This is a genomic window from Pseudovibrio japonicus, from assembly GCF_014651595.1.
Taxonomy (GTDB): Bacteria; Pseudomonadota; Alphaproteobacteria; order Rhizobiales; family Stappiaceae; genus Pseudovibrio; species Pseudovibrio japonicus.
In genome coordinates this window covers 34,817-60,563 of the sequence record NZ_BMXE01000008.1, presented here as the reverse complement: position 1 = coordinate 60,563, position 25,747 = coordinate 34,817, and the positions used below count along the sequence as shown (strand labels likewise).

Annotated in this window: 21 protein-coding genes and 1 tRNA gene; 11 read left to right on the top strand and 11 right to left on the bottom strand. The window is 54.3% G+C overall.

Features of this window, described 5'->3' with window-relative positions:
* Positions 1–148 precede the first annotated feature (148 nt).
* From IE076_RS18630 to IE076_RS18600, 7 genes are all read right to left on the bottom strand, one after another.
* The gene (locus IE076_RS18630) at positions 149–1,069 is read right to left on the bottom strand and encodes an RDD family protein (RefSeq protein ID WP_189438307.1); all 921 of its coding nucleotides are present in this window, start codon (positions 1,067–1,069) and stop codon (positions 149–151) included.
* Positions 1,066–2,064: a stage II sporulation protein M gene (locus IE076_RS18625; RefSeq protein WP_189438306.1), complete on the bottom strand. Its 999-nt coding sequence runs from the start codon at positions 2,062–2,064 to the stop codon at positions 1,066–1,068. The genes IE076_RS18630 and IE076_RS18625 overlap by 4 nt, the downstream gene beginning before the upstream one ends.
* Positions 2,064–3,305 carry a DUF58 domain-containing protein gene (locus IE076_RS18620; RefSeq protein ID WP_189438305.1) on the bottom strand — a complete coding sequence of 414 codons (1,242 nt, stop codon included), beginning with the start codon at positions 3,303–3,305 and terminating at the stop codon, positions 2,064–2,066. The genes IE076_RS18625 and IE076_RS18620 overlap by 1 nt, the downstream gene beginning before the upstream one ends.
* Before the next feature lie 53 nt (positions 3,306–3,358).
* Entirely contained in the window at positions 3,359–4,315 is a 957-nt protein-coding gene (locus tag IE076_RS18615; RefSeq protein ID WP_189438304.1) for an AAA family ATPase, read from the bottom strand.
* Complete coding sequence (locus IE076_RS18610) at positions 4,305–5,630, bottom strand: hypothetical protein (RefSeq protein WP_189438303.1); 1,326 nt, start codon at positions 5,628–5,630, stop codon at positions 4,305–4,307. Before IE076_RS18610 ends, IE076_RS18615 begins: the two co-directional genes overlap by 11 nt.
* Positions 5,627–6,352, bottom strand: coding sequence for a DUF4129 domain-containing protein (locus tag IE076_RS18605; RefSeq protein ID WP_189438302.1), 726 nt, complete (start codon positions 6,350–6,352; stop codon positions 5,627–5,629). Before IE076_RS18605 ends, IE076_RS18610 begins: the two co-directional genes overlap by 4 nt.
* Before the next feature lie 637 nt (positions 6,353–6,989).
* Positions 6,990–7,079: transfer RNA gene (locus IE076_RS18600), tRNA-Ser, on the bottom strand.
* A gap of 749 nt (positions 7,080–7,828) precedes the next feature.
* Here IE076_RS18600 and msrA point away from each other — a divergent pair.
* From msrA to IE076_RS18570, 6 genes are all read left to right on the top strand, one after another.
* On the top strand, positions 7,829–8,503 hold the full coding sequence (gene msrA / locus IE076_RS18595) for a peptide-methionine (S)-S-oxide reductase MsrA (RefSeq protein ID WP_209009261.1): 675 nt from the start codon (positions 7,829–7,831) through the stop codon (positions 8,501–8,503).
* Positions 8,504–8,712: 209 nt separating this feature from the next.
* Positions 8,713–9,192, top strand: coding sequence for a MarR family winged helix-turn-helix transcriptional regulator (locus IE076_RS18590; protein ID WP_189438301.1), 480 nt, complete (start codon positions 8,713–8,715; stop codon positions 9,190–9,192).
* Between the two features lie 414 nt (positions 9,193–9,606).
* Complete coding sequence (locus tag IE076_RS18585) at positions 9,607–11,085, top strand: methyl-accepting chemotaxis protein (protein ID WP_209009259.1); 1,479 nt, start codon at positions 9,607–9,609, stop codon at positions 11,083–11,085.
* Between the two features lie 226 nt (positions 11,086–11,311).
* Entirely contained in the window at positions 11,312–13,117 is a 1,806-nt protein-coding gene (pabB, locus tag IE076_RS18580) for an aminodeoxychorismate synthase component I (protein ID WP_189438299.1), read from the top strand.
* A 185-nt stretch (positions 13,118–13,302) separates the two neighbouring features.
* Positions 13,303–13,977: an SDR family oxidoreductase gene (locus IE076_RS18575; RefSeq protein WP_189438298.1), complete on the top strand. Its 675-nt coding sequence runs from the start codon at positions 13,303–13,305 to the stop codon at positions 13,975–13,977.
* Between the two features lie 442 nt (positions 13,978–14,419).
* Entirely contained in the window at positions 14,420–15,289 is an 870-nt protein-coding gene (locus IE076_RS18570; RefSeq protein WP_189438297.1) for an SDR family oxidoreductase, read from the top strand.
* A 25-nt stretch (positions 15,290–15,314) separates the two neighbouring features.
* On the opposite strand, the gene hutC is transcribed toward IE076_RS18570, so the two are convergent.
* Together hutC and IE076_RS18560 are read right to left on the bottom strand one after the other, a co-directional pair.
* Positions 15,315–16,025 (bottom strand): histidine utilization transcriptional repressor HutC, encoded by a 711-nt coding sequence (hutC, locus tag IE076_RS18565; protein ID WP_189438296.1) that lies wholly within the window; start codon positions 16,023–16,025, stop codon positions 15,315–15,317.
* 43 nt (positions 16,026–16,068) lie between these two features.
* On the bottom strand, positions 16,069–17,445 hold the full coding sequence (locus tag IE076_RS18560) for a formimidoylglutamate deiminase (RefSeq protein ID WP_189438295.1): 1,377 nt from the start codon (positions 17,443–17,445) through the stop codon (positions 16,069–16,071).
* 273 nt (positions 17,446–17,718) lie between these two features.
* On the opposite strand from IE076_RS18560, the gene hutI reads away from it, so the two are divergent.
* Genes hutI through hutU form a run of 4 tightly spaced genes read left to right on the top strand, consistent with a single transcriptional unit; the run spans position 17,719 to position 23,062 of the window.
* Positions 17,719–18,954: an imidazolonepropionase gene (gene hutI / locus IE076_RS18555; RefSeq protein ID WP_189438294.1), complete on the top strand. Its 1,236-nt coding sequence runs from the start codon at positions 17,719–17,721 to the stop codon at positions 18,952–18,954.
* A gap of 14 nt (positions 18,955–18,968) precedes the next feature.
* Positions 18,969–20,537, top strand: a complete 1,569-nt coding sequence (gene hutH / locus IE076_RS18550; protein WP_189438293.1) for a histidine ammonia-lyase — start codon at positions 18,969–18,971, stop codon at positions 20,535–20,537.
* Complete coding sequence (gene hutG / locus IE076_RS18545; RefSeq protein WP_189438292.1) at positions 20,538–21,365, top strand: N-formylglutamate deformylase; 828 nt, start codon at positions 20,538–20,540, stop codon at positions 21,363–21,365.
* An 11-nt stretch (positions 21,366–21,376) separates the two neighbouring features.
* Positions 21,377–23,062: a urocanate hydratase gene (gene hutU, locus IE076_RS18540; RefSeq protein WP_189438291.1), complete on the top strand. Its 1,686-nt coding sequence runs from the start codon at positions 21,377–21,379 to the stop codon at positions 23,060–23,062.
* 53 nt (positions 23,063–23,115) lie between these two features.
* On the opposite strand, the gene IE076_RS18535 is transcribed toward hutU, so the two are convergent.
* On the bottom strand, positions 23,116–23,472 hold the full coding sequence (locus IE076_RS18535) for a winged helix-turn-helix transcriptional regulator (RefSeq protein ID WP_189438290.1): 357 nt from the start codon (positions 23,470–23,472) through the stop codon (positions 23,116–23,118).
* 84 nt (positions 23,473–23,556) lie between these two features.
* On the opposite strand from IE076_RS18535, the gene IE076_RS18530 reads away from it, so the two are divergent.
* On the top strand, positions 23,557–24,006 hold the full coding sequence (locus IE076_RS18530; RefSeq protein WP_189438289.1) for a GFA family protein: 450 nt from the start codon (positions 23,557–23,559) through the stop codon (positions 24,004–24,006).
* Positions 24,007–24,089: 83 nt separating this feature from the next.
* Here IE076_RS18530 and IE076_RS18525 read toward each other — a convergent pair whose 3' ends face one another.
* A complete protein-coding gene (locus tag IE076_RS18525) occupies positions 24,090–25,352 on the bottom strand; it encodes a NupC/NupG family nucleoside CNT transporter (RefSeq protein ID WP_189438288.1) in 1,263 nt (420 codons plus the stop codon).
* Between the last annotated feature and the right edge of the window lie 395 nt (positions 25,353–25,747).

Genomic DNA, 25,747 nt, shown 5'->3' with positions numbered 1-25,747 from the left:
TCCTTCAGTCTTGTATCGTTGCCTGCCGTTACGGGTTCCCCGCCCCGACGTATACTCGTATAGGTTTATTAATATCATTATTGAAATCGGAAGAAGCAATTTGCAAGCCGGTTACGCGAAAAACAAAGGCATTTGTAGTGTCAGTGCCTCAGGGCGACATGTCTTCTGCGGCATAATGCTTGTCGTTGCGCCGCTCCCCAAACAACTGACGCTGCTCCAAATGCGCGCGTTGCGCATTGTAGAATGCCCTCAGAAACTCCAGCCTCTGTGCCGCGGGCACCTTATTGGCATAGCCGATTTTTTGACGAATCTTCTCGACAACGGCTTCAATGGTGGCGTCCCGTTTGCGGTTGCTCCCCGCTCGCACCGTAGTCTCTTGAGCGCGCAGCAGGGTTTCCAGGGTCTGCAGCTCAAAAGCACCGTAATGTTCAAGCTGGTGCGTAAGAAAGCCCCCCCCTTCTTGCCTGGCGGTCTGCACTGCGGGTTGTTCGGCAAGATCCTTCAGCAGCACGGGCACCGGCTGGTGGATGACGTGGGTGCCCGCTACCAGGTCGCCCAGCCTTTGCCGGTACCTGTTGCAGAGCGGCACCATCAGCCCGGCAGCCATCCAGCCAAGGGCCAACCCCGAAGCCAACGGAGAGGCCGCATCAAGTGACAGCAGCAAAGTGGCGGGCAGGAAAATCTCAGCTTCCTTCATAAGATTGCGCAGCACAAGTGAATGGGTGCTAAGTGATGTTCCGTCGTGTGACACAACCTTAATCTTCATCAGACGCTTTCCCAGAGTCTGGCCGTTCCAAGCAAGCTCGGACATAACGTAATACGGCACCCGAATGACGAAGAACATCAGGCTCCCAATGGCTATGAGCGTTCCCGGGGAGCTGAACCCCAGGGACGCAACAAGGATCAACAAGCAAACCGCAGCAATCAGAGTAAGGATAACATCCGTGATCTGCGCGGCCAGCCGCACCCCCAGCCCTGCCACTTCCAGTTTCAGGGGCACGCCCTCAGGTGGCACCAACTTTCCTACCGGCGGTTTGGGCTTGGTGTTTTTCCTCCATCGCAGCTTCATTGACGCGCCTTTCCGCCCAGTCCGAACCAGACAAACCAGCACAGGCCTATCCCCCAGCCTAGCGCATAACGCATGGATACGTCCTGAACGAGCTGTCGGCCGAATCCCTCCAGAAGAGCGGCTGCGATTAGCATGACCGCAGCCACCAGGGCCAGTTTTGCCGCGTCCCGCCCTGCATGGTACAGCGCTTGGGTGCGGGTCTTATCGCCAGGAAATAGCACCGCCGCGCCCAATTGCACCCCACCGCCGCAAGCAACGCAGATCGCGGAAATCTCGGTGACCCCGTGGATAGACAGCCAGCCGCCCAGATCGGGGCCTAGCCCGCGTTCAGCATGCAGGGCAAAGAAGGCCCCCAGCATCAGACCGTTGTAGAACGTCAGAAGGATTGCCGGGGCGCAGAGGAATACCCCCAGGCCGAAGACAAAAATGGCAATGCGGGTATTGTGCGAGAACAGGGTTGTTGCAAATGCACCCAGACCGGAGGCTGACGGGTTCTCGTCATAGATCACCCGGCGCAGTTCCTCGGTGGTCGAGGACGGGCCGCGACCACCAGCAAGCTCCGGCGGCATGAACACATGGTACCAGGCTGGGTTTTCCAGATAGAGCTGATAGCCGGCCAGCACCCCCAGCCCCATGCACAGAAAGCCGATGAGGATAAACAGCCATGACCGGCGCATCGCTTGTGGCGCACTTTGGACGAAAAACTTGCGGAATAGTCCTCCCAGTCGTTCCTGCGGTGCGTAGACCGACAGATAGGCCCGAGCGGTCAGCGCTTCTAGGTAGTTCAGCAGCGCCTGATCCAACGAGATTTCGCGGGCGATTGCCAGTGAGCTTGTGGCCTGCCGGTAGAGAGTGGCAAGATCGCGCGCCTCGGTAAAATCCATCCGCTGTAGGCCGTCACGCTCCGCCTGGGCCACCAGCGCTTCGAGCCGCTGCCAGTCGGCTTCACGTTCTTTCCGGAACCGGGTCGAACGGATGAGATCGGCTTTGGACATCAGATCATCTCCCGTGCCTTGATTTCCAGATAGGTCGCGATCAACCGGCCGGTGATGGTTTCCGGCGTGGCATCCAGCACAGTGACACCTAAGCGGGTCAGCCGTTCCAGCACCAGTCGGCGCTCGTTGATCGCCTGGTTTGCCGCCACCAGAACCGCAACTCCATCAAGGTCCTCGGGTGCAGTCTCCACCAGGGTTCCGACCTCAGGATCGCGGATGGCAACAAAAATCAGCAAATGTCGCTTGGACAGAATGGCCAAGTTCTCGACCAGCAATTCAGCTGAAGTGGTATCGATGAAGTCTGTGAACACAATGATCAGGCTGCGCTTTGGGGTACGCGCATTCAGTTCAGTCAGGGCAAGCGTGTGATTGGTTTCATGCTCTGAATAAGTCTGTTCGGCGCCCCAGCTACGTAGCCGGGCAAAGGCCTGACGGCCCTGCGTCGGGGCCACAAAGGAACGCGGGCGGAGGTTATAGGCATAGTAACCCACCTGGTCGCCGCCAATGGCCGCCGCCCAGGCCACTGCCAGCGCGGACGTCATCGCATGGTCGATCTTAGGTAAGCCGCAAATTTCCTCGCGCATCAGGTAGCCAGTGTCCAGCGCCAGGATCACGTGGTGGTTACGCTCGGCGCGCAGTTCCCTGGCCACCAGTGACCGGCGTTTGGCCGACCGTTTCCAGTCGATGGATTTGACGTCCATACCCTGGACGAAGTCCCTCAACTGATGGAATTCCGCCCCTTCGCCGATCGCCCGGTTTTCCTTTACGCCGTAGAGGGCGGATTGCACTGTTGTGGCAATCTCGCCCGATTGCACCAGCCGGATGTTGGGGACCACCCGAACCTCCAGATCAAATTCCAGTCGCGGCACAAATTCAAACAGTTTCAACTGTGACCTCCAACACAGCCAGATGTGCTCAAAGGCCCAAACACCGCGCCGTACACCGCGGCACGCAATCTCTGCGAAGCCGGTGCCGTCCGCTTGCGGCGTAAAGTTGATCTCAGCGGCGCCACTAAGGCCCTCGGGCCAGGAAAGCTGTGCACGCAGGCTGGCAGGCATCCAGCGGATCTCCAGCTTTAGGGTCTGGCTTTCACCGATGAAAATCTCCGTGGGTATACTGTAGTTAAGCTGTTTCCTACGGGTGAAAGACAGCAGCAGATCAGCCGCCGCAAGAATTGCAAGCAGCCCCCAGGGCGCCAGCGCGATCCCGCGCTGGCTATCAGCAAAGACGATGCTCAGCATCGACACCACCAGTGCAATACAGGTGGCGAACAGAAGTCGGGGTGAGGGACGGATCAGCGGGGAACCTCGATCTGATTGAGAATGTTTTCAAGCACCATAGCGGAACTGCGGCCTTCGATCTCAGCCGACGGGCTTAGCACGACGCGGTGGCGCAGTGCTGGGACAAACAACCGCTTGACGTCGTCGGGAATGGCAAAATCACGCCCACTCAGCCCTGCCAGCGACCGAGTCGCCGCCGCAAGTGCATCAGCGGCCCGGGTCGACGCGCCAAAGGCAATCTCGGAGCTTTCGCGCGTGGCACGGACCAAGCGTAGGATATAGGCCAGAATGTCGTCGTCCAGAATGATTCCGTCAATCAACGCACGGCTGTTGGCTAGGGCCACGGCATCAAGGGTTTTTGCTAGCCCCCGAGTTTCCATCCCGGATTCCATTGGCGCCCCGGCGTGCTGGCGCAGAATGGCCATTTCGACGTTCTCAGGCGGGAAATCGATCACGAGTTTAAACAGGAAACGGTCCAGCTGCGCCTCGGGCAGAGGATAGGTACCTTGCTGCTCGATTGGATTCTGAGTGGCAACAACGATGAACTCACGTCCCAGCGAATGGTCTGTGCCATCAATACTGACAATACGTTCGTTCATCGCCTGCAGCAGGGCTGCCTGAGTCTTGGGAGGGGCGCGGTTAATTTCGTCGGCCAGCAGAACCTGAGTAAAGACCGGACCCGGTGCCAGAACAAATTCATTGGTCTGGAAATTAAAGATCGAGGTGCCCAGAACATCACCCGGCATCAGGTCGGGCGTGAACTGGATACGTCCAAACTCCAGATCCATAGCGGCAGCAAAACTGCGCGCGAGCAAAGTCTTGGCAGTACCAGGGGGCCCCTCCAGCAGCACGTGGCCGCGCGCGAACAGCGCGATCAGGAGCATATCGACGACCTCTTCTTGGCCCAGAACGGTCTTGCCGATCTCGGACCGCAGAGCATCGGATCGGCTTAGCAGAGTTTCAAGTGTCATGGATTATCTGTTCCAATAGCGCTTCAAGTTCATCAACATGGCGGATCGCCTCCACCGGGGATATCCGCGGCGGAAGACTTTGAATTGCTGTCAGGACGCTCTCTAGAGCAGCGGCACACTCGGGATGGCGGCGCGTGACATACCCCAGAAAAGTGGTAGGCTCTGCATAGTGCCGGGAGAAGGCAGGGCCGAAGAGCGCCGCTGCCGTGGTCACTAGCCGGGCAAGTGCGTAATCGCGGATCAACGCCCCATCCTGATCGCAAAGCCGCATCAGCCTAGCCTGCGCCTGAAGGGCCAACGCCTTACTGCTAGTACCGGCCACAGGCAGGTGACGCACCGGGCCATAGCGCAGCCAGGAACGCCAGACGAACAGAACTAGTGTTAGAAATCCGCCCAGCCAGAGCGTCAGAAACGGCGGATCGAAGAAACGTTTGAGATCGGCCCAGCTTCGCTCACGGTGTACGCCATGTTTCGGGTCGGTCAACCACATACCGCGGCTGTAGTCGATCATCACATTACGCTCCGTGGTATGCTCCCGTAGGTAATCGCGGATAATCGCGGAGTTATCTGCCATGCGCAGCCCGTGATTGTTCAACAGATCAGGATCTGACAACACCAGCAACCGTTTACCCTTCGCCTTACTCTTGCCGCGGGACACAGAGCATTCAGCCAGCACCATTGCTTCGTTTGATCCGATAATCGGCGTGCAGCCAGGGCCCGTGAACATCTGCGCTGCATAAAGCTTTGCGGAGAACCCTTGACCGCTGCCTGCGGTATAGCTGAAGTCGCTAAAGGGCACGTCGGCATTCACGATTTTCGCAGCACTTTGTCCGGTAACGTTCCTGAGCAACTCTTCCACCGCAGAACGTTCGTTCAGCAGGACTGGATGCGCGACCCCGGCCAGACGCATTCCGCTGCGCCATTTCGGAAGGATGACGAGCGTTGGCACCCGGCGGATCTTTTCCTGGATCACAGCCAATTCCAGATCATACTCATCCTGCTGAAACAACAGCTCGGTCTTGGTCCGCGGGTGGCTGCGATCGCTGTCCAGCACTGTGTCATACAGCGGTACCACCAGCAGTCCGATTGAGTTTTGATCAACCTGCCAGCCGCCGAGGAAGCTCTGCGTACTCACACCTTCGGATGTGAGCCAGGTCTGCAACCCGTCGAACCCGGAAGGAGAGGCTCTCAGAACCTGCTGACGCTGCGAGAAGGCATAGAACAAAACAAAAAGGAGTAGCCCCCCAAAGACGACAATTGCCAGCGTTTCAAGCCGTGGCCTGTTCTGGTTCATGCCAAGTTCGGAAAGGCTCATGCGCGCGCCTCGGACTGCAGCAGCGGCCGTATGTCATCGACATGCGACTGGAATTCCTCTTCGCTCACGTCCCGGCCGCCGAAATGTACCAATTCGCTGGCGTGAACAAGGCTGCGCAGCGCGCTTATGTGGCTTTGATTCCCCGGTAAGTGACGCAGGGCTTCGCGCGCTGTCCAGCTGCGCTGCAGCAGCACCCCCTCTGCTGAAACCGCCGCCGCCAGAGCCGCCTGAGCCAGCTGAATCAGGGCTTCCCGCCGGTCTTGAAGACGCAGAATGCTGACCAAATTGCTTGGTACTGATTGGTGCAAAGTTCCGCTACTGCGGGCCGCCCTGCCGCCTTCCCGCGCAGCGTTGCCAGCATCCCATCTCAACGAGACCGAAATGCTGCCGCCGTAACGCGCAAACACATAGGCAATTGCCAGCAACACTGTGGCCGAAATCAAAAAGGCTATAGTATTAACACTGCCCAGTGACCGTTCCGCATCCCGATAAGACTGTTCAAGCGGTGCCTTTGGCTCCTGCTCAGTCTCCATCGGAGGCGGCGGGCTGGATGGGTCAAAATAAGCAACATCCGAGTCTATACCGCGGAACATAATCGCCTTCAGATATGCCTCGCCGCTCCCCCCAATTTCTAACGGTGTATCGGAAGACTGCTGCGCAGAACTCCAATGAGGCATTGCGAAGAAGCTGGCAAAGAAGAACAGTCGAATAAAACGGATCATATGAATATCGATAGTGAAACAATTCTGCGTAATTAAATAAAAAATGTATACCGATTGCCGTGTTTAGTGTCAAAGATCTTTCGCACTTTTGCTTTTCAAGCGGCCGAACAAGGTTAGACAGGCAACAGAAACAGTTACTTTAGGCTCCAAAGCGTTGTCAGCCTTCTACTTTTGAAATGCCAGAGATCTTTAGACAGTTACATTGCAACCTTAGAATGGCTTTTGAGCCAGACAGGACTGACGCAGAGATTTTTCACTCAGTGAGTAAGCCAAGAATATGTGATATCAGAGCGTTTAGCTCTCTACTGATCGGCAAGCTCCATTCAAACGTCTGCCAACAAAACGATGGCTTGTTTGCTTCATCCCAATGCGTTTACCGCCCCTCATCAATTGATTTCACCCGGAAATAACGGCTCAAAGGGTAGATGAACAACGCCCTCGACCGTTAGGTCAGGTTTAATGAGCATTTACGAGTGCTGCTGGGACAAGCCAGAACGTCGTTACCCGTGGTGCACATAGCTACTTGTCTGCATCGGCTAAATGACAATTAAGAACTTTAGGGATGATGGGCGCTATGATGGGTTAACAAATAGTTCTATATTTTTATTATTTATTATCAATAACTTAAGAAGGAAAATGGCGGAGAGACAGGGATTCGAACCCTGGAGACGGTTACCCGCCTACACGCGTTCCAGGCGTGCGCCTTCGACCACTCGGCCACCTCTCCGCAATCTGCTCACCGAGTGTCCCCGGCGGCGTGAGAGGGGGTATAGGCAAAACTATTGGGGGGCGCAAGAGGGCTTTTTCATTTTTTTGCATGTTTCCCCACTCTGTGGAAGCAGAATGAAAACAAAGGCGTTTTTCCGGGTTCACACACGTGACCAATCACAATTCGTTGCGCAGTTTTGACCCAGTTTTCAGAGCGGAGCCTCGCATATTCTGATAGGTTGCACCCATGATTGCATGAGGTACTGTGGGTACACGCGGGCTCATTGTCAGTTTTTGAGCACATCGCGTTCATCTGCATTTACCCATCGCGCTTGGACTTTTAGTTTGAGCGTTTTTTGTCATTTGATCCAATCAGGTCAAATGGAGCACGCTCTGAAAGCTGACAGGAAAAGGAGGCAAACACGTGTTTGGATTTTTACTGCGGTTTATAGGTGTGTGGTTTGTTGCAATAGCGCTGGTGTCCTTTGTCGTGGACGCGACCAAGAGCATCGCGATGTCCAGTTGGACCACGACGCCTCTGGGGATAATCTGGTTTGACCTGTCACCTGGAACGCTTAATGCATCGCAGGCAGCAATCCAAAGATACGTGAGCCCTTTTCTCTGGGATCCTGTTCTTCAGAGCATCTTGTTGATGCCACCGTGGGTTATATTCGGACCTCTTGGTCTAATTATGCTATGGTATGGTGATAAAAGGCGTCGCATCAGCACAACCCTGCTGTGATGCAGAGTCTGTACAGGTAAGTGAAAATGTCGTTTCTCAGAATGCTCTCAAACAAGTTTAAAATGCCGGATGCAAGCACCGCGCTGCCTGGACGGGATACTCCTATCATGACACCCGGAAAGCACGTGGTGAATGGACGGGATCTGGACGGGCCGTATCCTGAAGGGATGAAAGAGCTCTATGTGGGCATGGGATGTTACTGGGGCGCGGAGCGCGCGTTCTGGGAGCTGCCTGGTGTGTATGTAACAGCAGTTGGTTTTGCAGGTGGGATCACCAAGAATCCAACTTACCACGAAACGTGCACTGGTCAGACCGGCCATACTGAAATCGTGAAAGTTGTCTACGATCCAAAAGAGGTCTCTCTGAACGAACTTTTGAAGGTCTTTTGGGAACGTCACGACCCAACACAAGGCATGCGGCAGGGAAATGACGTTGGAACGCAGTATAGATCCGCGCTCTACTTGACGAGCGAGGCTGATCTTGAAATTGCTCAGGAAACCGCTGCGGCCTACCAGAACGCCTTGAAGGAAATCGGTAAGGACGGGCAGATCACCACAGAAATCGGGCTGCTCGATGCCTTCTACTATGCCGAGGAGTATCACCAGCAGTATCTGGCAAGAAACCCGGATGGATACTGTGGTCTTGGTGGAACAGGTGCGACTTGTCCTTTACCTGCCTCCTCGCCTTCCCCTCAGGAATAGGTGATAAAAAATAATTTATGGAAAATTGCAATCTGCTAATATTCGGGGGCCGAAGCGGCAGTTTCTAGTGATTTTGCAGGTTGCACTCATGTGGAATACTTATTATTTTGAATTTTATTAAACTTGCATTTGTTAAAGTGCAATTTTAGGTTTAACTCTAGTGACGTTAAGTCAGAATCTTCGGGCCAGTATTTTAGAGATTTAAATTTATGATGAAAACCAATCATATTGCAGACCAACTTTCCGCAGTAAGTACAGCATTGGAAGATGCAAGTGTTGATGCTTACGGAGATCTTTCAACCAGTGCTGTTGCAGCCCTTCTTATCATGAGGCGCTCACCAGCAATCTCCATCGGGACAGTTGCGAAAGAAGTGCGTTTGAGCCATTCCGCTACCGTTCGTCTTATTGATCGCCTTGAAAAGGATTGGTTGGTTCGACGTCTGCGCCGCAGAGGTCGGGAAGTGATGGTGGAATTGACTGTTCGTGGCAAACGAAAGGCTGTTGAAGTTGCCGAGGCACGCCGCAAAGCTGCTCACGAATTGCTGAGCGAGATGGATGACAGCCAATTGGACAACCTGTCTGCTGTGCTCAACTTGATCCTGCATGACGTTGAAAGCACTGCTTGCACACGCTTTTGCTATGATGACCCGATGGAAGATGAAGAAACGGCTGAGAACGAACCAGCCTAAAGCAGACACTTTCCAGTCTTGGCTTTATTTCTTCTAATTTGAACTTAGCACAGAAACACCGGAGCCTTTTGCTTCGGTGTTATTTGATTTTGCGTACCCATCACTTTCCGTTAAACTTCTCTTAAGTGTAAATCCCATACAAATTACAACTGAGATTTGAATGGGATGATTTACGCAATTTAATATTGAGGGCGGTCTCTTCAGGGGACGACGACTACGCGGTTTCCTCATTTATGCGTATTACTTCCTACACTCAACAAAGCGGACCGCAGCTTGCAAAATAGCTGAACGGTTGTTTGAGATAGTGCGTGTTCCTCTTTGTCTTCAGAGAGTTATCTGGGCGCATGCGCGATGATAATTGGGGTAGATGTATTGGGCGTCGCCTGCACCGATACGATTAAGGGAAGACCAGAGATGAGTGCTGCAGTCGGATTTGAAGAAGAGGTAGGCCGATCTGACATGGGTTCAACCAGTTGGCCGATTACCTTGGGCTGGGTTCTGGCTCTTCTGAGCTTTGGAATGAGCTGGGCGGGTGACACCGGCTGGATGAGCGTTCTGTCTGGATCAGCGTTCCTGCTTGCGGCCATTCCAACTGCGTTGTGGCTGAAGGATAAAGGCTCCGACATGACGGTACTGGCTTCCGGCGTGTCCTTGGCCATTCTGGCTGCCATTGCCAGCTCTGCGGCTTCGCTTGGTGGATATGCGGAAGGCTGGCAGGTGGACTTCAACATCCTGTTCTTTGCCCCACTGGTCGTGCTGGGTTCTTCCCGCAAGGCGGTTGCATTTGTTGGATTTCTGGTAGTTTCAGCGGTTTACCTACTCGGCGGTCTGTTTGTTTTGCCTGACTTTTTGCTCAGCGATCAGAGCAGTCTGTCAGGTAATCTAATCGTTCTTGGCTTGCTTACTGGTCTCACACTGGCGTTGCTCGGTGCACACAGGGATAGCGGTGCTTCTGGCGCAAACGCGACTGAAACCTCAGTTGGTTCCCACGAAGCGCAGGCTGCTGCTGAGCTTGCTGAATACAAGAAGGTGCAAGCGGAGCAGGCCGAACGGATTGCGTTCTTCGAAAAGCATGTTTCCGCGCTACGAGATACGGTGGACGACCAGCTTAAGAGCCTTTCGCAAAACACACACAGCATAGTTTCCGCTTCGAAGGAGCTGGAAAACACGACACATACATGCTCCAACCACACGACGCAGGTTGTGATATCTTCTGATGCTGCATCTGGCAATGTGCAGACTGTGTCAGCTGCTTCTGAAGAGCTCTCCTCCTCCATCTCCGAGATTGCTCGCCAGATTGCGCAGGCGAACGAGATGGTTGAAGCGGCCACACGCGGGGCGCAGGAGACCAATGATACCATCGGCAGCCTTGCTGAAGCTGCAAGCCGCATTGGTGAAGTTGTAACGCTCATTCAGGCAATTGCAGAGCAGACCAATCTATTGGCGCTGAACGCAACCATTGAGGCTGCTCGTGCGGGTGAAGCTGGCAAGGGCTTTGCGGTTGTGGCGGCGGAAGTTAAAGAGCTGGCGAACCAGACCTCCAAAGCCACGGAAGAGATTGCTTCTCAGGTTTCCGCCATTCAGGGCAGAACCCGCGAAGCTGTGGAGGCGATTGGTTCCATCTCTCAAACCATGGATGAGGTAAACTCGCATACTGGAGCGATTGCGGAAGCAGTGACCCAGCAGGGAGACGCAACCAACGAGATTTCCGCCAATATCGCAGCTGCTGCGGATGGAACCATGGCGGTTTCGCAGAATATTGCGAGCCTGAGTGAAGCGATGACTGAAGCGACAAGCTCGGTGTATGATGTGAATGAGAAAGCGAGCAAGGTCGATGGTGATCTCAGTGAGGTCCACGACACGCTGGAGCGCTTCTTTCACGAGGTTGCCTAAGCCTCACCTCAAGTTTTGACAGAAACGGGCTGTCATTGATGGTCCGTTATGCTTCTCAGCTTACATGGCAGCTGAAAGCCCTTTGTGGGATACCGAGGGAAATCTGTCATAAACTACGCAAAATCACTCGGTAAACAGACTTAGAGACAATTTTGTGATTGCCTTGGTCTGACGGGCTGGTATTGAGCATTCTTAATAAGGGCAATCCAAATGAGAATGGACGGGCATGGCGCAGTTTGCGTTTGGAACAGTACTTCTTGTCGATAGGCTTAGTCATGAGCCTGCGCGTCTCTTCCAAGACCCAAAGCGCGTGCTTATTTGCCAGGATCTGTCTGAAGTCCCCCAATTTCTTCAGCGTTTGGAACAGGAGCGCAAAGCAGGCCATTTTCTGGCGGGCTTCTTTTCCTATGAATTCGGCTTTGCCTTTGAAGAGAAGCTGAAACGGCGTTTTTCTGGCAGTGGCAATGTCCCTCTGGCCTGGTTTGGGGTTTATAATGCACCTCAGCTGCTCTCGCACGCTGAAGAAGCGCAGTGGCTGACTGAGGCAGCGGGAAACGAGGCTGCGCCCTCTATTCACATCAACCAGTTTGATATGACCCAGGGCGACTATGAGGCTGCCTTTGCCAAGACGCAGCAGCATTTGGTGCAGGGTGATATCTACCAGATCAACCTGACCATGCGGGCCGAGCTTGAACAGACCGGCAGTGCTGCAGCGTTGTTTGATAATCTGCTGTTCCAGCAACCAGTTGGGTATGCGTCCCTTCTGCATTTAGGCGACCAGAAAATTCTCTCTATTTCGCCCGAGCTGTTCTTACAGCGCAAAGGAAAGCAGCTCACGACGCGACCGATGAAAGGGACTGCGCAGCGAGGACGGACGACGGAAGAAGATGCACGTGTTCAGGACAGACTGCAAAGCGATGTGAAGTCGCGCGCCGAGAACACCATGATCCTTGATCTGATGCGCAACGACCTCTCGCGGATCACCAAAGCAGGCAGTGTTTGTGTTCCCTCTCATTGTGAGGTTGAGCAGTATCGCAGCCTGTTCCAAATGACCTCCACTACCACTGGCGAGCTGGTGGACGGTGCCGAACTTCCTGAAATTATTGAGGAGTTGTTCCCGTGCGGCTCGATTACCGGAGCGCCGAAACTACGGGCGATGGAGATTATTGACGATCTGGAGAAGAGCCCACGTGGAATCTATACGGGCTCCATCGGCATGATTGAGCCGAATGGTGATTTCACCTTCAACGTGGCAATCCGAACCCTTGTGATTGATGAGGATGGGGCTGCAGAGATGGGAACAGGCTCCGGTGTGGTGTTCGATTCCGGTGCATCTCCTGAGTATGAAGAATGCTTATTGAAGCTGGACTTCCTGCGAGCATCTGACGAGCGGTTCACCCTGTTTGAAACCATAGGCTGGACACCAGAGGATGGCTACACGCTGCTCGAACGGCATTTGCAGCGGATGGCGGATAGCGCAGCTTACTTCGGCTTCAATTGGGATTTGGAGCAAGCGATACGCGTGCTTGGGGAACATGCTGAAGGATTTGATGGTGCCATGCGGGTCCGGCTTGATCTTGCTGAGGATGGTCAACTGAAGGTAACCGCGCAGGAAATGCCAGCTGCAAGCGGGAATGACTGGCGCATCTGTGTGGCGAAAGAGACTGTCCATTCGCAGGACCGCTTTTTGTTTCACAAAACCAGCCGACGCAGTTTTTATGATCAAACCCGCACTGACTATGCCGCCAGATATGGGTGCTCTGAGGTAATCTTCCTGAATGAAGCTGGATACCTGACCGAGGGTAGCTTTACCAACCTGTTTATCCGCAAGGACGGCATCCTCCTGACGCCAGCTCTTAAACACGGGTTGTTGCCGGGGGTCTTTCGCGCTGGTTTGCTTGAGCACGGCTATGCGGAGGAAGCGGATCTAACCCTCACCGACTTGCAGCAAGCCGACGCTGTTTATATAGGCAACTCCCTGCGTGGATTGATGAAAGCCAGCCTTGTCTCTCTTAGCGCTGATGTGAGTTAGAACCGTCTTTTTGAAGGGCGATCGCACGACAAATCAATGGCCTAGGCGACTATATAGTTTTACGCGGCTTCAACAGGCTTTAGGCGAACGAACAATTTAACCTTATGGTTCTTGCTGATATGCAGGCAGCATAGGAAGAGCGTGATTTTTTGCGTTTTACTTCTGCGTAGTTTTGGGGAATGAATATGAAACGGGTAGCAATTACCGGGGCTAATCGCGGCATCGGGCTGGAGATGGTCAAGCAACTATCTGCAAATGGCGATGAGATTCTTGCTTGCATTCGCTCACCAGAAACGGCTGTTTCGCTGGAAGGGCTAAAAGGCGTAAGCGTAGCGGTCGTCGATGTAACCGACCCTGCCTCCTGCGAGGAGGCAGCAACCGCCTTTGGGCCGCTTGATCTGCTGGTTTGCAATGCGGGTCAGTACCGCGTAAGGGGCCGCATGGATGATCCAGCCTATACGCCGGATAACTGGGCGGAGGTTCTGGCAACGAATGTTTCCGGCGCGTTTTTTACCACCCGCGCCTTTTTGCCGTTCCTTGCTAAACCCGGCGGAAAGATCGCCATTATTTCCTCGCGCATGGGGTCAAATACGGATTCCGTGTCTGGTGGCTCGTACATCTACCGCGCTTCAAAAGCAGCCGCGACCAATCTGGCAAGCAACCTTGCCATAGACCTCAAACAAGACGGCGTTGCAGTTGGCGCTTTTCATCCCGGCCATGTGGGCACAGATATGGGCGGAGAAACCGCTCCTGTCACACCAGCCGATAGCGCCGCTGGATTGCTCAATCAGTTCCATGCGCTCTCACTGGAGACCACCGGAACCTACGCGGAATACAATGGAAATAAGCTAAGCTACTGAAGCAAAACACTTTCTCTCTGGTCTACTGGGCGACTTTGATAATTCTAATTGAGAGCAGGAGCTGGAGACTATCCACGGCAGATAACGTTAGGTAAAAGCAAGCCTTCGTGCAGCAGCAACAAAGGGAGAGCCCGAACGCTCTCCTTTTTTATCGTGTACTCTCGATTTGGTCGCTCTTCACTGCAGTGCGGGGCCGGCTCGGTACAATCACCCGTTGATTTTGTCGGCAGAACATCCCAAATTGTGGGGATGGGAATGTAACTGGTTGCAATGCGTTCTACTCGATTCCATCCCGTAGAAATATTGATATCTATCGCCTTTTGAAGAGCTTAAGTTGGGAGAGCAGCTTCACTTGAGGCGAGCACCGAAAAGGTAATTCGTGCCCTCGCATTTTCGTGGGTAGCAGGCCTTTTGCGGCACCTGAGCGTTTGAGGAAATTGTAATGAAGACCGTCGTTATTGCAGGCGCAACCGGCTATCTGGGCTCCTATCTCACCTCGTATTATCTGCAACGAGGATGGTTTGTTCGAGCTCTCGTGCGCAATGAACAGGCGGCGCGTGACAAAGGCCTTGAGGCCAGCGAGTTCTTTGAGGGTGAAGCCACCAGCCCCAACAGTTTACGTGGCCTGATGGAGGGTGTGGATCTGGTCATATCCGCGCTTGGCATTACCCGTCAGAAGGATGGGTTGAGTTACGATGACGTGGACTTTCAGGCAAACAAGAACCTGCTTGATCTTGCGGTCGAAAACAGCGTCCCGCAGTTTGCCTACATTCATGTGCTGAACGCAAACAAGCTGCAGGATGTACAACTGGTTTGCGCAAAGCAGCACTTTGTTGAGGTGCTGCAAGGGGCGCCAATCAAGAGCACGGTAATTTCTCCAAGCGGTTTTTTCTCCGACATTGAAGAGCTTTGGGGCATGGCGAAGTCTGGCCGTGTCTACCTGTTTGGGTCAGGTGAGTATCGTATTAATCCTATTCACGGGGCTGATCTTGCGGCTGCGTGCTACACGATTATTGAGGAGGGGCAGGCCTACGCTGAGGTGGGCGGACCGGTGAAATATACGCAAAATGAGCTGGCAGAGATTGCCTTTAAAAGCCTGAGCAAGAAACCGAAGATCACACACTTGCCTAACTGGATGAGCGTTGCCTTGCAGCAGGGGCTGGAAACGTTCACCCCCGTGAAGACGTATGGCCCGTTTCAGTTTTTCCTGAGCGCCCTGCGGATGGATATGGTTGGGAAATCCTACGGCAAAATCCGGCTTGAAGATCACTTTACAGAACTGGCGCAGAGAGACAAACAAGACGCTGGCTAACCAGTACCCACCTGTGAAGGCGGTGCTAGTTGAAGATTGGCTCTGCTGAGCTACGTGTTGCCATCTGGAAGCGGCTGCCCGGATGCACCAAACGTACATACGTTATGCCCTGCCCTAAGATCCATGTGCGGCGCTCTATGACAAAGACAGGTTCGCATTCCTGGAGTTGAAGGAGCCTTTGCTCTTCAGCAGTGGCTTTCTCGGCGCGGAAAACATGCTCAATATTTGGGTGCGGCACGCGTTGTAAAAGCCATTCATTAGGGCCGATATCTGCAAAGCTTTCATCAGCTGCTTGCGGCAGTGCGGACAGGTTGATCCAGCGGACATCAAGCTGTTGCGGGATGCCGTCCCCGTAGTGCAGGCTTTTCAGGAACAATGCCTTCTCGTTCTGCTCCAGCCCGAGTTGTACGCGGACATCTTCTGGCGGCAAGGCTTCCAGACGTTCCAGGAGAAGGTATTTATAGGTCTGGCCTTTGTTCTCGATTTCCTGCCGGATTATCGCGATCGTGATAGTGGCGGGGTGGGAGCTCGGCTGAACAACGCGAGTTCCGGCTTTGCGACGGCGCTCCACAAGGCCCGCATCTGACAGCTCCCGCATAGCGCGGTTGACGGTTGCGCGGGTACAGCCGAATTCTTCAGAGAGCGCTTGCTCACTTGGCAAGAGATCACCCGGTTGCCATTGCTGGCTGGTGATCCGTTCTTGCAAGATATCTCGAATTTCCTTATAGGATCGCAAGCGTTATTCCCGTCATTCTCTATTGGCCTTAATTGCCGCTCTGTTAGGCTGCTTGCAGCAAAACTGCAAGCTGTTCCCTGTATTTATCGGTGATTGCCGCGCGGTTGACGTGCTGCCCATCCTTCACCATATGACGGCCAGCCGACCAGACATCGGTGATGACGCGGTCATCGCCTGCAAAGATCCAATAGTCCAGATATTGGTCAGGTTTCAGGCCGGAGAACTCGACGCGTGCAGTGTCGATTGCCACCACATCCGCCAGATATCCGGCTTTCAGCTCACCTGTGTTGCGGCCAAGGGCCTGTGCTCCACCTTTGGCAGCTGCCTGATACATGGCTGTACCGACGGAGCCTTCTCCAAGCTGCATGACGTTTCTGGACTGGTCGCGCAGGCGCTGGCTGTATTCCAGAATTCTCAGTTCTTCAGAGAGCGCGATACGCAGATTGCTATCAGACCCGACACCATAAACGCCGCCAGCCTCAATAAATGTGGGGCCGTTGAAGATGCCGTCACCGAGGTTTGCTTCCGTGATTGGACATAGGCCAGCGACTGCACCTGCTTTCGCCATGGCGACGGTTTCTGCGTTGGTCATGTGTGTGGCATGCACTAAGCACCAGTTGTCACGCACATCCACATTATCCAGCAGCCATTCAATGGGCCGTGCCCCGAGCCACTCCTGTACGACCTCCACTTCCTGCATCTGCTCGGAGATATGGATGTGGATTGGCTTGCCTGCAAAGACCGCTGCGATGTGGCGCAGTTGTGCCGGATCAGTTGCGCGCAAGGAATGAGGTGCAATGCCGAGCTGACAGTCCGCTGGCAGGCAGCTCGCCAGTGTTTTCGACGCATCTTCAATAAGTTGCAAATGGCGTTCCAGATCATTGCCAAACCGCAGCTGGCCGCCGCTGAGTGGCTGCTCCCCTGCTCCGCCGTATGCGTACAGCACTGGCAAGTGGGTGAGGCCAATGCCTGTCTGGTTGGCGGCTGCAAAGATGCGGTGGCTCATTTCCGCAAGGTTATCGTAGGGTGTGCCGTCTGGTTGATGGTGAAGGTAGTGGAACTCGCCCACACTGGCGTACCCAGCTTCCAACATCTCCATGTATACCAGCGCGGCGATTGCTTCGACCTGCTCCGGGCTCAACTTGCCCAGAAAGCGATACATGAGCTCGCGCCATGTCCAGAAGCTGTCCCTTCCCTTCTGCCGGACCTCGGTCATGCCTGCCATTGCCCGCTGGAAGGCATGGGAGTGCAGATTGGCAGGGGCCGGACAGATGAGCCTGTTTTTGCCAGAAACCTCTTCGCCTTCAGGCGTTACACCAAGCTCAATGGACGTGATTGTGCCGTTGTCTTCCAAGTGCAAACGCACATTTTCCGTCAGACCTGTGGGGAGTAAAGCCTGTCCTGCGAAGATGGTTTTCATTGCTCACTCAATAGGTTTGAGGTGAAACATCAATCAATTCTGATCTTTTTTGCAACATTAAGCATATACATAATAACAATCTATACAACCAGAGTTTTTCGTCTGGACATCACCAGCAAATGGCATAAATGGCTTAATTGGGCTATTTATCTAGTTTTTTCCGTGTTCGTGTCTCCACAAGCATCACACTACACAATTTTTATGTATAGACATTAAGTGATTTCCATGTAGATTTTTGCTGAAGTGAATGCACGTGGAATCTTGGGAGGGTCCATGACACGCGGGAGAGCCGTTCTCAGCAACCTTACAGCTGCGACTATGTCTGCAGATGCAGACGGGTATGGTCTGATCCAGAATGCAGCAATTGCGATTGAAGCAGATAAGATCTGCTGGGTCGGGCCATTGGAGGAGCTGCCAGAGGACTGGCAAGACGTTCCGCGCACAGACCTGAATGGACGCCTTGCCACGCCATCTTTCATTGATTGCCACACACACATCGTCTACGGCGGCTCCCGCGCGCGCGAGTTCGAGATGCGGCTAAATGGAGCCACTTATGAGGAGATTGCGCGTTCTGGTGGCGGCATTCGCTCAACGGTTGCTGCAACCCGTGCTGCGGGTGAGGATGAGTTGCTGGCCGATGCACTGCCGCGCGTGGATGCTCTGCTGGCTGAAGGAGTGACGCTTTTGGAGATCAAGTCCGGCTACGGGCTGGACTTGGAGACTGAGCTCAAGATGCTGCGCGTTGCGCGCCGAATTGGTGAGCTTCGCCCTGTGAAGGTAGTGACCACCTTTCTTGGCGCCCATGCTTTGCCGCCGGAATATGAAGGACGCAGTGACGCGTACATCAGCTTCGTGTGTGATGAGGTTCTTCCGGCAGTTCAGGCTGAAAAGCTTGCGGATGCGGTCGATGCATTCTGTGAGGGCATTGCTTTTTCTCCTGAGCAGGTTAGCCGCGTGTTTGACCGGGCGCAGGCGCTTGGTCTGCCGGTGAAAATTCATTCCGAACAGCTTTCCAACCTTGGCGGCACTTCCATGGCAGCCAGCCACGAGGCGCTTTCTGCTGATCATCTGGAGTATCTGGATGCGGCGGGCATTCAAAGTATGAAGGAGGCCGGGACCGTTGCGGTTTTGCTGCCGGGCGCTTTCTACTTTCTGCGCGAGACCCAGCATCCTCCACTTCAGGATCTGCGGGATGCGGGTGTTCCGATTGCGATTGCGACGGATGCTAATCCGGGGTCCTCTCCCCTCACCTCGCTTCTGCTTTGCATGAATATGGCGTGCACCTTGTTCCGCATGACACCGCAGGAAGCCTTGGCCGGGATTACCCGTAATGCGGCACGGGCTTTGGGGCAGGCAGAGGCCTGCGGCACGCTTGAGGCTGGCAAGCAAGCAAACATTGCGATCTGGGATGTGCGGGAGCCAGCTGAACTGGCCTATCGCATTGGATTTAACCCATTGAACCGCCTGTTTTTCCTCGGCGAAGACATCACAAAAACACAAGCAAATTAAGCTCTGAGGCACACATGAATATTACCCCTTCCGTCCCCTCCAAACCCAGATTGGTTTTAAAGCCGGGAGAGCTTACCCTTTCTCAGCTTCGTAAAATCTATCGGGAAGAAGCGATTGTGGAGCTAGACCGCTCTTGCAAAGAGGGCGTTGAGCGTGCAGCTGCGATTGTTCATAAAGCGGCACAGGGTGATACACCGGTGTATGGGGTAAACACGGGGTTTGGCAAGCTTGCCTCCGTTAAAATTCCTGCTGAAGACACGGCTACCCTTCAGAGAAACCTTATTCTTTCGCACTGTTGCGGTGTTGGTGAGGTACTGCCGCAAAACATCGTCCGGCTGGTGATTGTGCTCAAACTCGCCTCTTTGGGCCGCGGTGCCTCCGGTGTGCGCTGGGAGCTGATTGAATGCCTTGAACAAATGCTGGTGCATGATGTTGTACCGGTCGTCCCGGGTCAGGGCAGCGTGGGCGCGTCTGGTGATCTGGCGCCACTTTCCCACGTTGCGGCGGTGATGCTGGGTGAAGGGGAAGCTTTTTATGAGGGGCGGCGTGTTTCCGGCAAGGAAGCCATGCAGCTGGCGGGCATCCCGACCATTGAGCTGGCAGCAAAAGAAGGTCTGGCACTGATCAACGGAACGCAGGTTTCGACCGCGCTTGCATTGGCTGGTCTGTTCCAGGCTCACCGCCTTGCCAAGACCGCGCTGATTACGGGTGCGATGTCCGTTGATGCACTGATGGGGTCCGGAGCTCCGTTCCGTCCTGAAATTCACGAACTACGCGGGCATAAAGGGCAGATTTCGGCAGCAGCCACCATTCGTGAGCTGATGTCTGGATCTGCAATTCGCGAAAGCCACCGCGAAGATGATGAGCGGGTGCAGGATCCATACTGCCTGCGCTGTCAGCCTCAGGTGATGGGTGCTGTTCTGGGGCTTCTGGCACAGGTTGCTTATACGCTTGAGATTGAAGCCAATGCGGTGACGGATAATCCGCTGGTCTTCAAGGATGGTTCCATCGTTTCCGGCGGCAACTTCCATGCAGAACCTGTTGCCTTTGCAGCTGACCAGACCGCGCTTGCTATTGCCGAGATTGGGGCGATTGCGCAGCGGCGGATCGCGACGCTTGTCGATCCAGCGCTCAACTATGGTCTGCCGCCTTTCCTGACGCCTAATCCGGGTCTTAATTCCGGCTTTATGATTGCGGATGTGACCTCTGCGGCACTTTACAGCGAGAACAAGCAGAGGGCGGCGCCGTGTTCTGTGGACTCCACGCCAACCAGTGCCAATCAGGAAGATCATGTGTCCATGGCCACCCATGCGGCGCGGCGTTTGATCGACATGAATGCCAACCTATCAAGAATTATCGGCATCGAATTGCTGATGGCCGCTCAGGGCATTGAGTTCCGTGCACCAATCGCAACCAGCCCGATCCTGCAGGGTGTTGTGGCGGCAATACGAGCTGAGGTGGAAGAGCTAAAAGACGACCGCTATCTGGCACCGGATCTGGAAAAGGCTGCTGACCTTGTTGCCTCTGGCCAGATCTTTGAAGCAGCGAGCGAGGCGCAATTCTTCGCCTTAGAGGAGGCCTGATTGACCTATTCCTTTTCGCCATTGATCAAACGGGGTGACAGCCCGATTGTGCTGGCCCAGCCGCATGGGGGCACCGACGTGCCCCTTTCCATCTGGGATCGGTTCAACGCAGTTGGGCAAGCACTGGCTGATACGGACTGGCACATCAACCGCCTTTATGATGGTCTGCTGGTAAACGCTAGTGTGATCCAGACGCCGGTGCATCGATATGTGATTGATGCGAACCGTGACCCTGCTGGTGCCTCGCTTTATCCGGGGCAGAATACAACCACGCTCTGCCCGCTGACGGACTTTGACGGGCGCCCGATTTATCGCGATGGGCAGGAGCCTTCCGTTGATGAGATCGAGGAGCGCCGAGGCAATTTTCATGCGCCTTATCATGCGACAATTGCAGAAGAGCTTGAGCGGGTTCGTCAGAAATTTGGCGTGGCGGTGCTTTATGATTGCCACTCGATCCGCTCCAACATCCCGTATTTGTTTGATGGTGAACTGCCCGTCTTCAATATAGGCACCAATGTTGGGCAAACGTGCGCGTCGATGATTGAGCAGATCACTGTTGAGGCCTGCCGGATGGATGAAAGCGTGGAAACTGTTGTGAATGCACGCTTCAAGGGTGGCTGGACAACCCGCCATTACGGACAGCCAGCAACGGGCATCCACGCTATTCAGATGGAGACCGCGCAGCGGGCCTATATGTTTGAGCAGGGCCCCTGGGCGTATGCTCCGGAACGCGCGAACAAAACGCGAGCCACTCTCAAATCCATTCTTACCCAGTTAGAAGCGCAGGCCCTTGCTGGGGTCTTTTCAAGCGCCACTTCTGATCGCTAACGGAGCCGACAATGACAGATACGCTCACTCAAAATCCTCGCAAGAACACACGCGATATCTTTCCGCCAACCGGACCGGAGCTGAACGCGAAGAGCTGGCTGACAGAAGCACCGCTGCGCATGCTGATGAACAACCTGCACCCGGATGTGGCTGAGAACCCGCATGAGCTGGTGGTGTATGGCGGAATTGGCCGTGCTGCGCGAACGTGGAAAGACTTCGATACCATTGTCGACACGCTGAAAAAGCTGGAAGCTGATGAGACGTTGCTGGTTCAATCCGGCAAGCCTGTCGGTGTATTCCGCACTCATGAAAACGCACCTCGGGTGTTGATCGCCAACTCCAATCTTGTCCCTCACTGGGCGAACTGGGATCACTTCAACGAGTTGGATAAGAAGGGACTGGCCATGTACGGCCAGATGACAGCTGGCTCGTGGATCTACATTGGCTCTCAGGGCATTGTTCAGGGCACTTACGAGACCTTTGTTGAAGCGGGGCGTCAGCACTATGGCGGGGACCTGAAAGGCAAGTGGATCCTAACCGGTGGTCTTGGCGGCATGGGTGGTGCTCAGCCACTTGCTGCTGTGATGGCCGGGGCTTGTTGTCTGGCCGTTGAGTGCAACGAAGACAGCATCGATTTCCGTCTACGCACCAAATACGTTGATGAGAAAGCCAAGTCTCTGGATGAAGCGCTGGAGATGATTGAGCGCTGGACGGCAGCTGGTGAAGCCAAGTCGGTTGGTCTGCTGGGCAATGCGGCTGACATTTTTGCAGAACTGGTTGAGCGCGGCGTGCGTCCGGATATCGTGACGGACCAGACCTCCGCCCATGACCCGATCAACGGCTATCTGCCACAGGGCTGGACCATGGCGGAGTGGAAGGAAAAGCGCGAAACCGATCCAAAGGCGGTTGAGAAGGCTGCACGTGCTTCCATGAAGGTCCACGTGAAAGCCATGCTGGACTTCCATGAGCGTGGTATTCCGACCGTTGATTACGGCAACAACATCCGTCAGGTGGCGTTTGAAGAGGGTCTTGAAAACGCCTTCGACTTCCCGGGCTTTGTGCCGGCTTACATTCGCCCGTTGTTCTGTAAGGGCGTTGGCCCGTTCCGTTGGGCTGCGCTTTCCGGTGATCCGGAGGATATCTACAAGACTGACCAGAAGGTGAAGGAACTCATCCCTGATGATCCGCACCTGCACAACTGGCTCGATATGGCGCGGGAGCGTATTTCCTTCCAGGGCTTGCCAGCTCGTATCTGCTGGGTTGGTCTGGGTCAGCGTCACCGTCTTGGCCTAGCGTTTAACGAGATGGTTCGCAATGGCGAGCTGAAGGCGCCTGTTGTGATTGGTCGCGACCATCTGGATTCCGGCTCTGTAGCTTCGCCGAACCGTGAGACTGAGTCCATGATGGACGGCTCTGATGCGGTTTCTGACTGGCCGCTGCTCAACGCGCTGCTGAACACCGCCTCCGGCGCCACATGGGTGTCTTTGCACCACGGCGGCGGCGTCGGCATGGGCTTCTCCCAACATTCCGGCATGGTGATTTGCTGTGATGGTACCAAGGAAGCAGATGAGCGCATTGGCCGTGTACTTTGGAATGATCCGGCGACCGGTGTGATGCGCCATGCGGATGCGGGCTACCAACTGGCAATTGATTGCGCCAGGGAGAATGGATTGAACTTGCCATCTCTGGGAAAGTAACTGGCACGGACAACTGAAATTAGAGGAAGGCCGGATGTTGTTTCCGGCCTTTTTCATGGGCGCATTTGCATGAAGCTTTCTGGCGGGATCCATGTTTCCGGCATGTGTTTGTTAGCCCATCGGCACATTTCCTGAAGAACGGGCAGGATGTCCCTCCCCCGTTCCGAGAGTAGATATTGATAGCGTTTGGGATTCGTTTGGTAGAGTTCCTTGGTTACCATGCCAGCTGCCTCGAGCTGGTTCAGGCGGACTGTCAGGACGCTGGTTGTGATCTTTTCCGGCGAGCTTAGAAACTCGGAGAAGATCTTCTTTCCGTTGAACATATCCCGCAGGATCAAAAGGCTCCAGCGGTCTCCCACGATGTCGAGCGTATTCGCAATGGGGCAGCCGGAACGGTTTTCGGTTGACATACCGCCACTCTCTCCTATGGTGAATAGTGACTTGCAATTTACAAGTTACTAAAACATCTCTTATCTCTGACTAAGGATAGTATCATGGAAAGCGCATTTACAGGGTCCTGCCTTTGCGGGAATGTACAGCTGAAATCAAAAGTGAGGCCGCAAATGACCGCACATTGCCATTGTGATGACTGTCGCAAGTCATCGGGAACAGGCCACTGCACTCATACGGCGCTGCCAAAAGAGGCAGTCGAAGTGACTGGGGAGCTCACATTATTCGACAAGCCTGCTGATAGCGGGAACGTTATCTCGCGTGCCTTCTGCCCGAATTGCGGAAGTGCGGTTTACTCGCTCAATTCCTCGATGTCAGATCTGATTTTTGTTCGAGCGTCTACAATCGATCAGCCAGATGTGATTGAGGCTCAGGTGACTGTTTATTCCAGCAGAGCCCCGTCCTGGGATAAGATTGATGAGAGCCTGCAGGCCTTCCCTGAAATGCCGCCGCAGGGGTCTCGCGAAGTTATCGACGATGGCGCAATGAAATGATGGTGAGCCATAAGACAAATAAAAACGGGGAGAGCAAAGCTCCCCCCGTAATGGCAATTCAGAGATTAAGGAAGAAAACTCTCTTACATTGCCAATGAGATAAAGATACCTGCGATCGCGGCGCTCATAAGGTTTGAGCAGGTCGCAGCCAGCAGGGTGCGTGGGCCGTACTTCGCGATGAAGTTCATGCGTTTTGGAGCCAGAACACCCAGACCACCGATGAGAATGCCCATGGAGGAGATGTTCGCGAAGCCGCAGAGTGCGAAGGAAACAATCGCCTTGGTCTTTTCAGAAATGACCGGCAGACCCATTTCCAATGCCTTGGCATCCACGAGGTAGTTCTTCAGGTCGAGGTAAGCTACGAACTCGTTGACCACCAGCTTCTTACCGATCAGAGAACCTGCAACATCAACGTCTGCCCATGGAACACCCAGTAGGAATGCAACTGGAGCGAAGATCCAACCGAGGATCATTTCCAGAGACAGTTCCAAACCTGCGAAACCACCAAGACCGCCGAGCATCATGTTAACCAGAGTGATCAGGCCGATCATCGCAACAAGGTTTGCGCCGATTGCACCTGCGAGCTTGAGGCCATTCATTGCGCCCTGACCGGCTGCCGCAAGCACGTTCTCAGGATGCTCTTCGTCAAAGCTGACGTTCTTGTCGACGGTATAGTTGGTGTCTTTGGTTTCTGGCAGGATGAGTTTTGCGAAGAGAAGACCACCTGGAGCAGCCATGAAGGATGCTGCGAGAAGGTATTCAATCTTAACGCCCATCAGCGCGTAACCGCCAAGAACGGTACCCGCGACAGATGCCATACCACCACACATGATGGCGAAGAACTCACTGTCAGACATCTTGGACATGTATGGCTTCACAACGAGTGGAGCCTCGGTCTGGCCGACGAACACGTTGGAAACTGCAGACATGGATTCTGCCTGGGAGGTGCCGAGAAGCTTTGCCATACCGCCACCAATGACGCGAATGACGATCTGCATAACGCCGAGGTGGTACAGCACCGCAATCAAAGCGGAGAAGAAGATAACCAGGCAAAGTACGTTGAAGGCAAACACAAACCCAACAGTATCGGAAAGAGAACCATTAGTGAGGTTACCGAACAGGAAGTCGACGCCCGAACGACCACTAGCGATAACACCGGCGATGCCCTGTGACATTCCATGAAGCATGGCACGGCCAGCCGGGACATAAAGAACGAATGCGCCAATACCGATCTGGAGTGCCAGCGCACCACCTACGGTGCGGAGGTTAATCGCTTTGCGGTTGGTTGAAACCAATACAGCAATAACGATTAGAGTAACGATGCCTAGAAAACCTGTAGCGAACATTGTGAGCTCCTCCCAGAGGCTCTGAGATAGGTTGTTGATTATGGTTGGGGAGAATTTCTGAAGTGCCAGAAGGCGACTAACCGTACCCACCTTCGCGTGGATAGTTGTGATGGCCACCCGCATCCAACAAATGCTTTGCCATTGAAAAACAATGCAAAACACCTGCGGCTGTAGACCCTTTTGGTACTTCACCGGGAATTATCGCTGCTGTAGAAACATTAGCTGTGGGAGTTCTTGGGTAGGAGCCTTCGGCGTCCCCAAAAGAAAAGCATACGACTGGCTCAGTACACCCACCTTGTGCAGGTGCGAATATGGACTGACCCGATTGCATAATTTGCCTCACCTTTTAATTAATTCCCTTCGGTGAGGGCAACCTAATTGCATATGAGGCAATT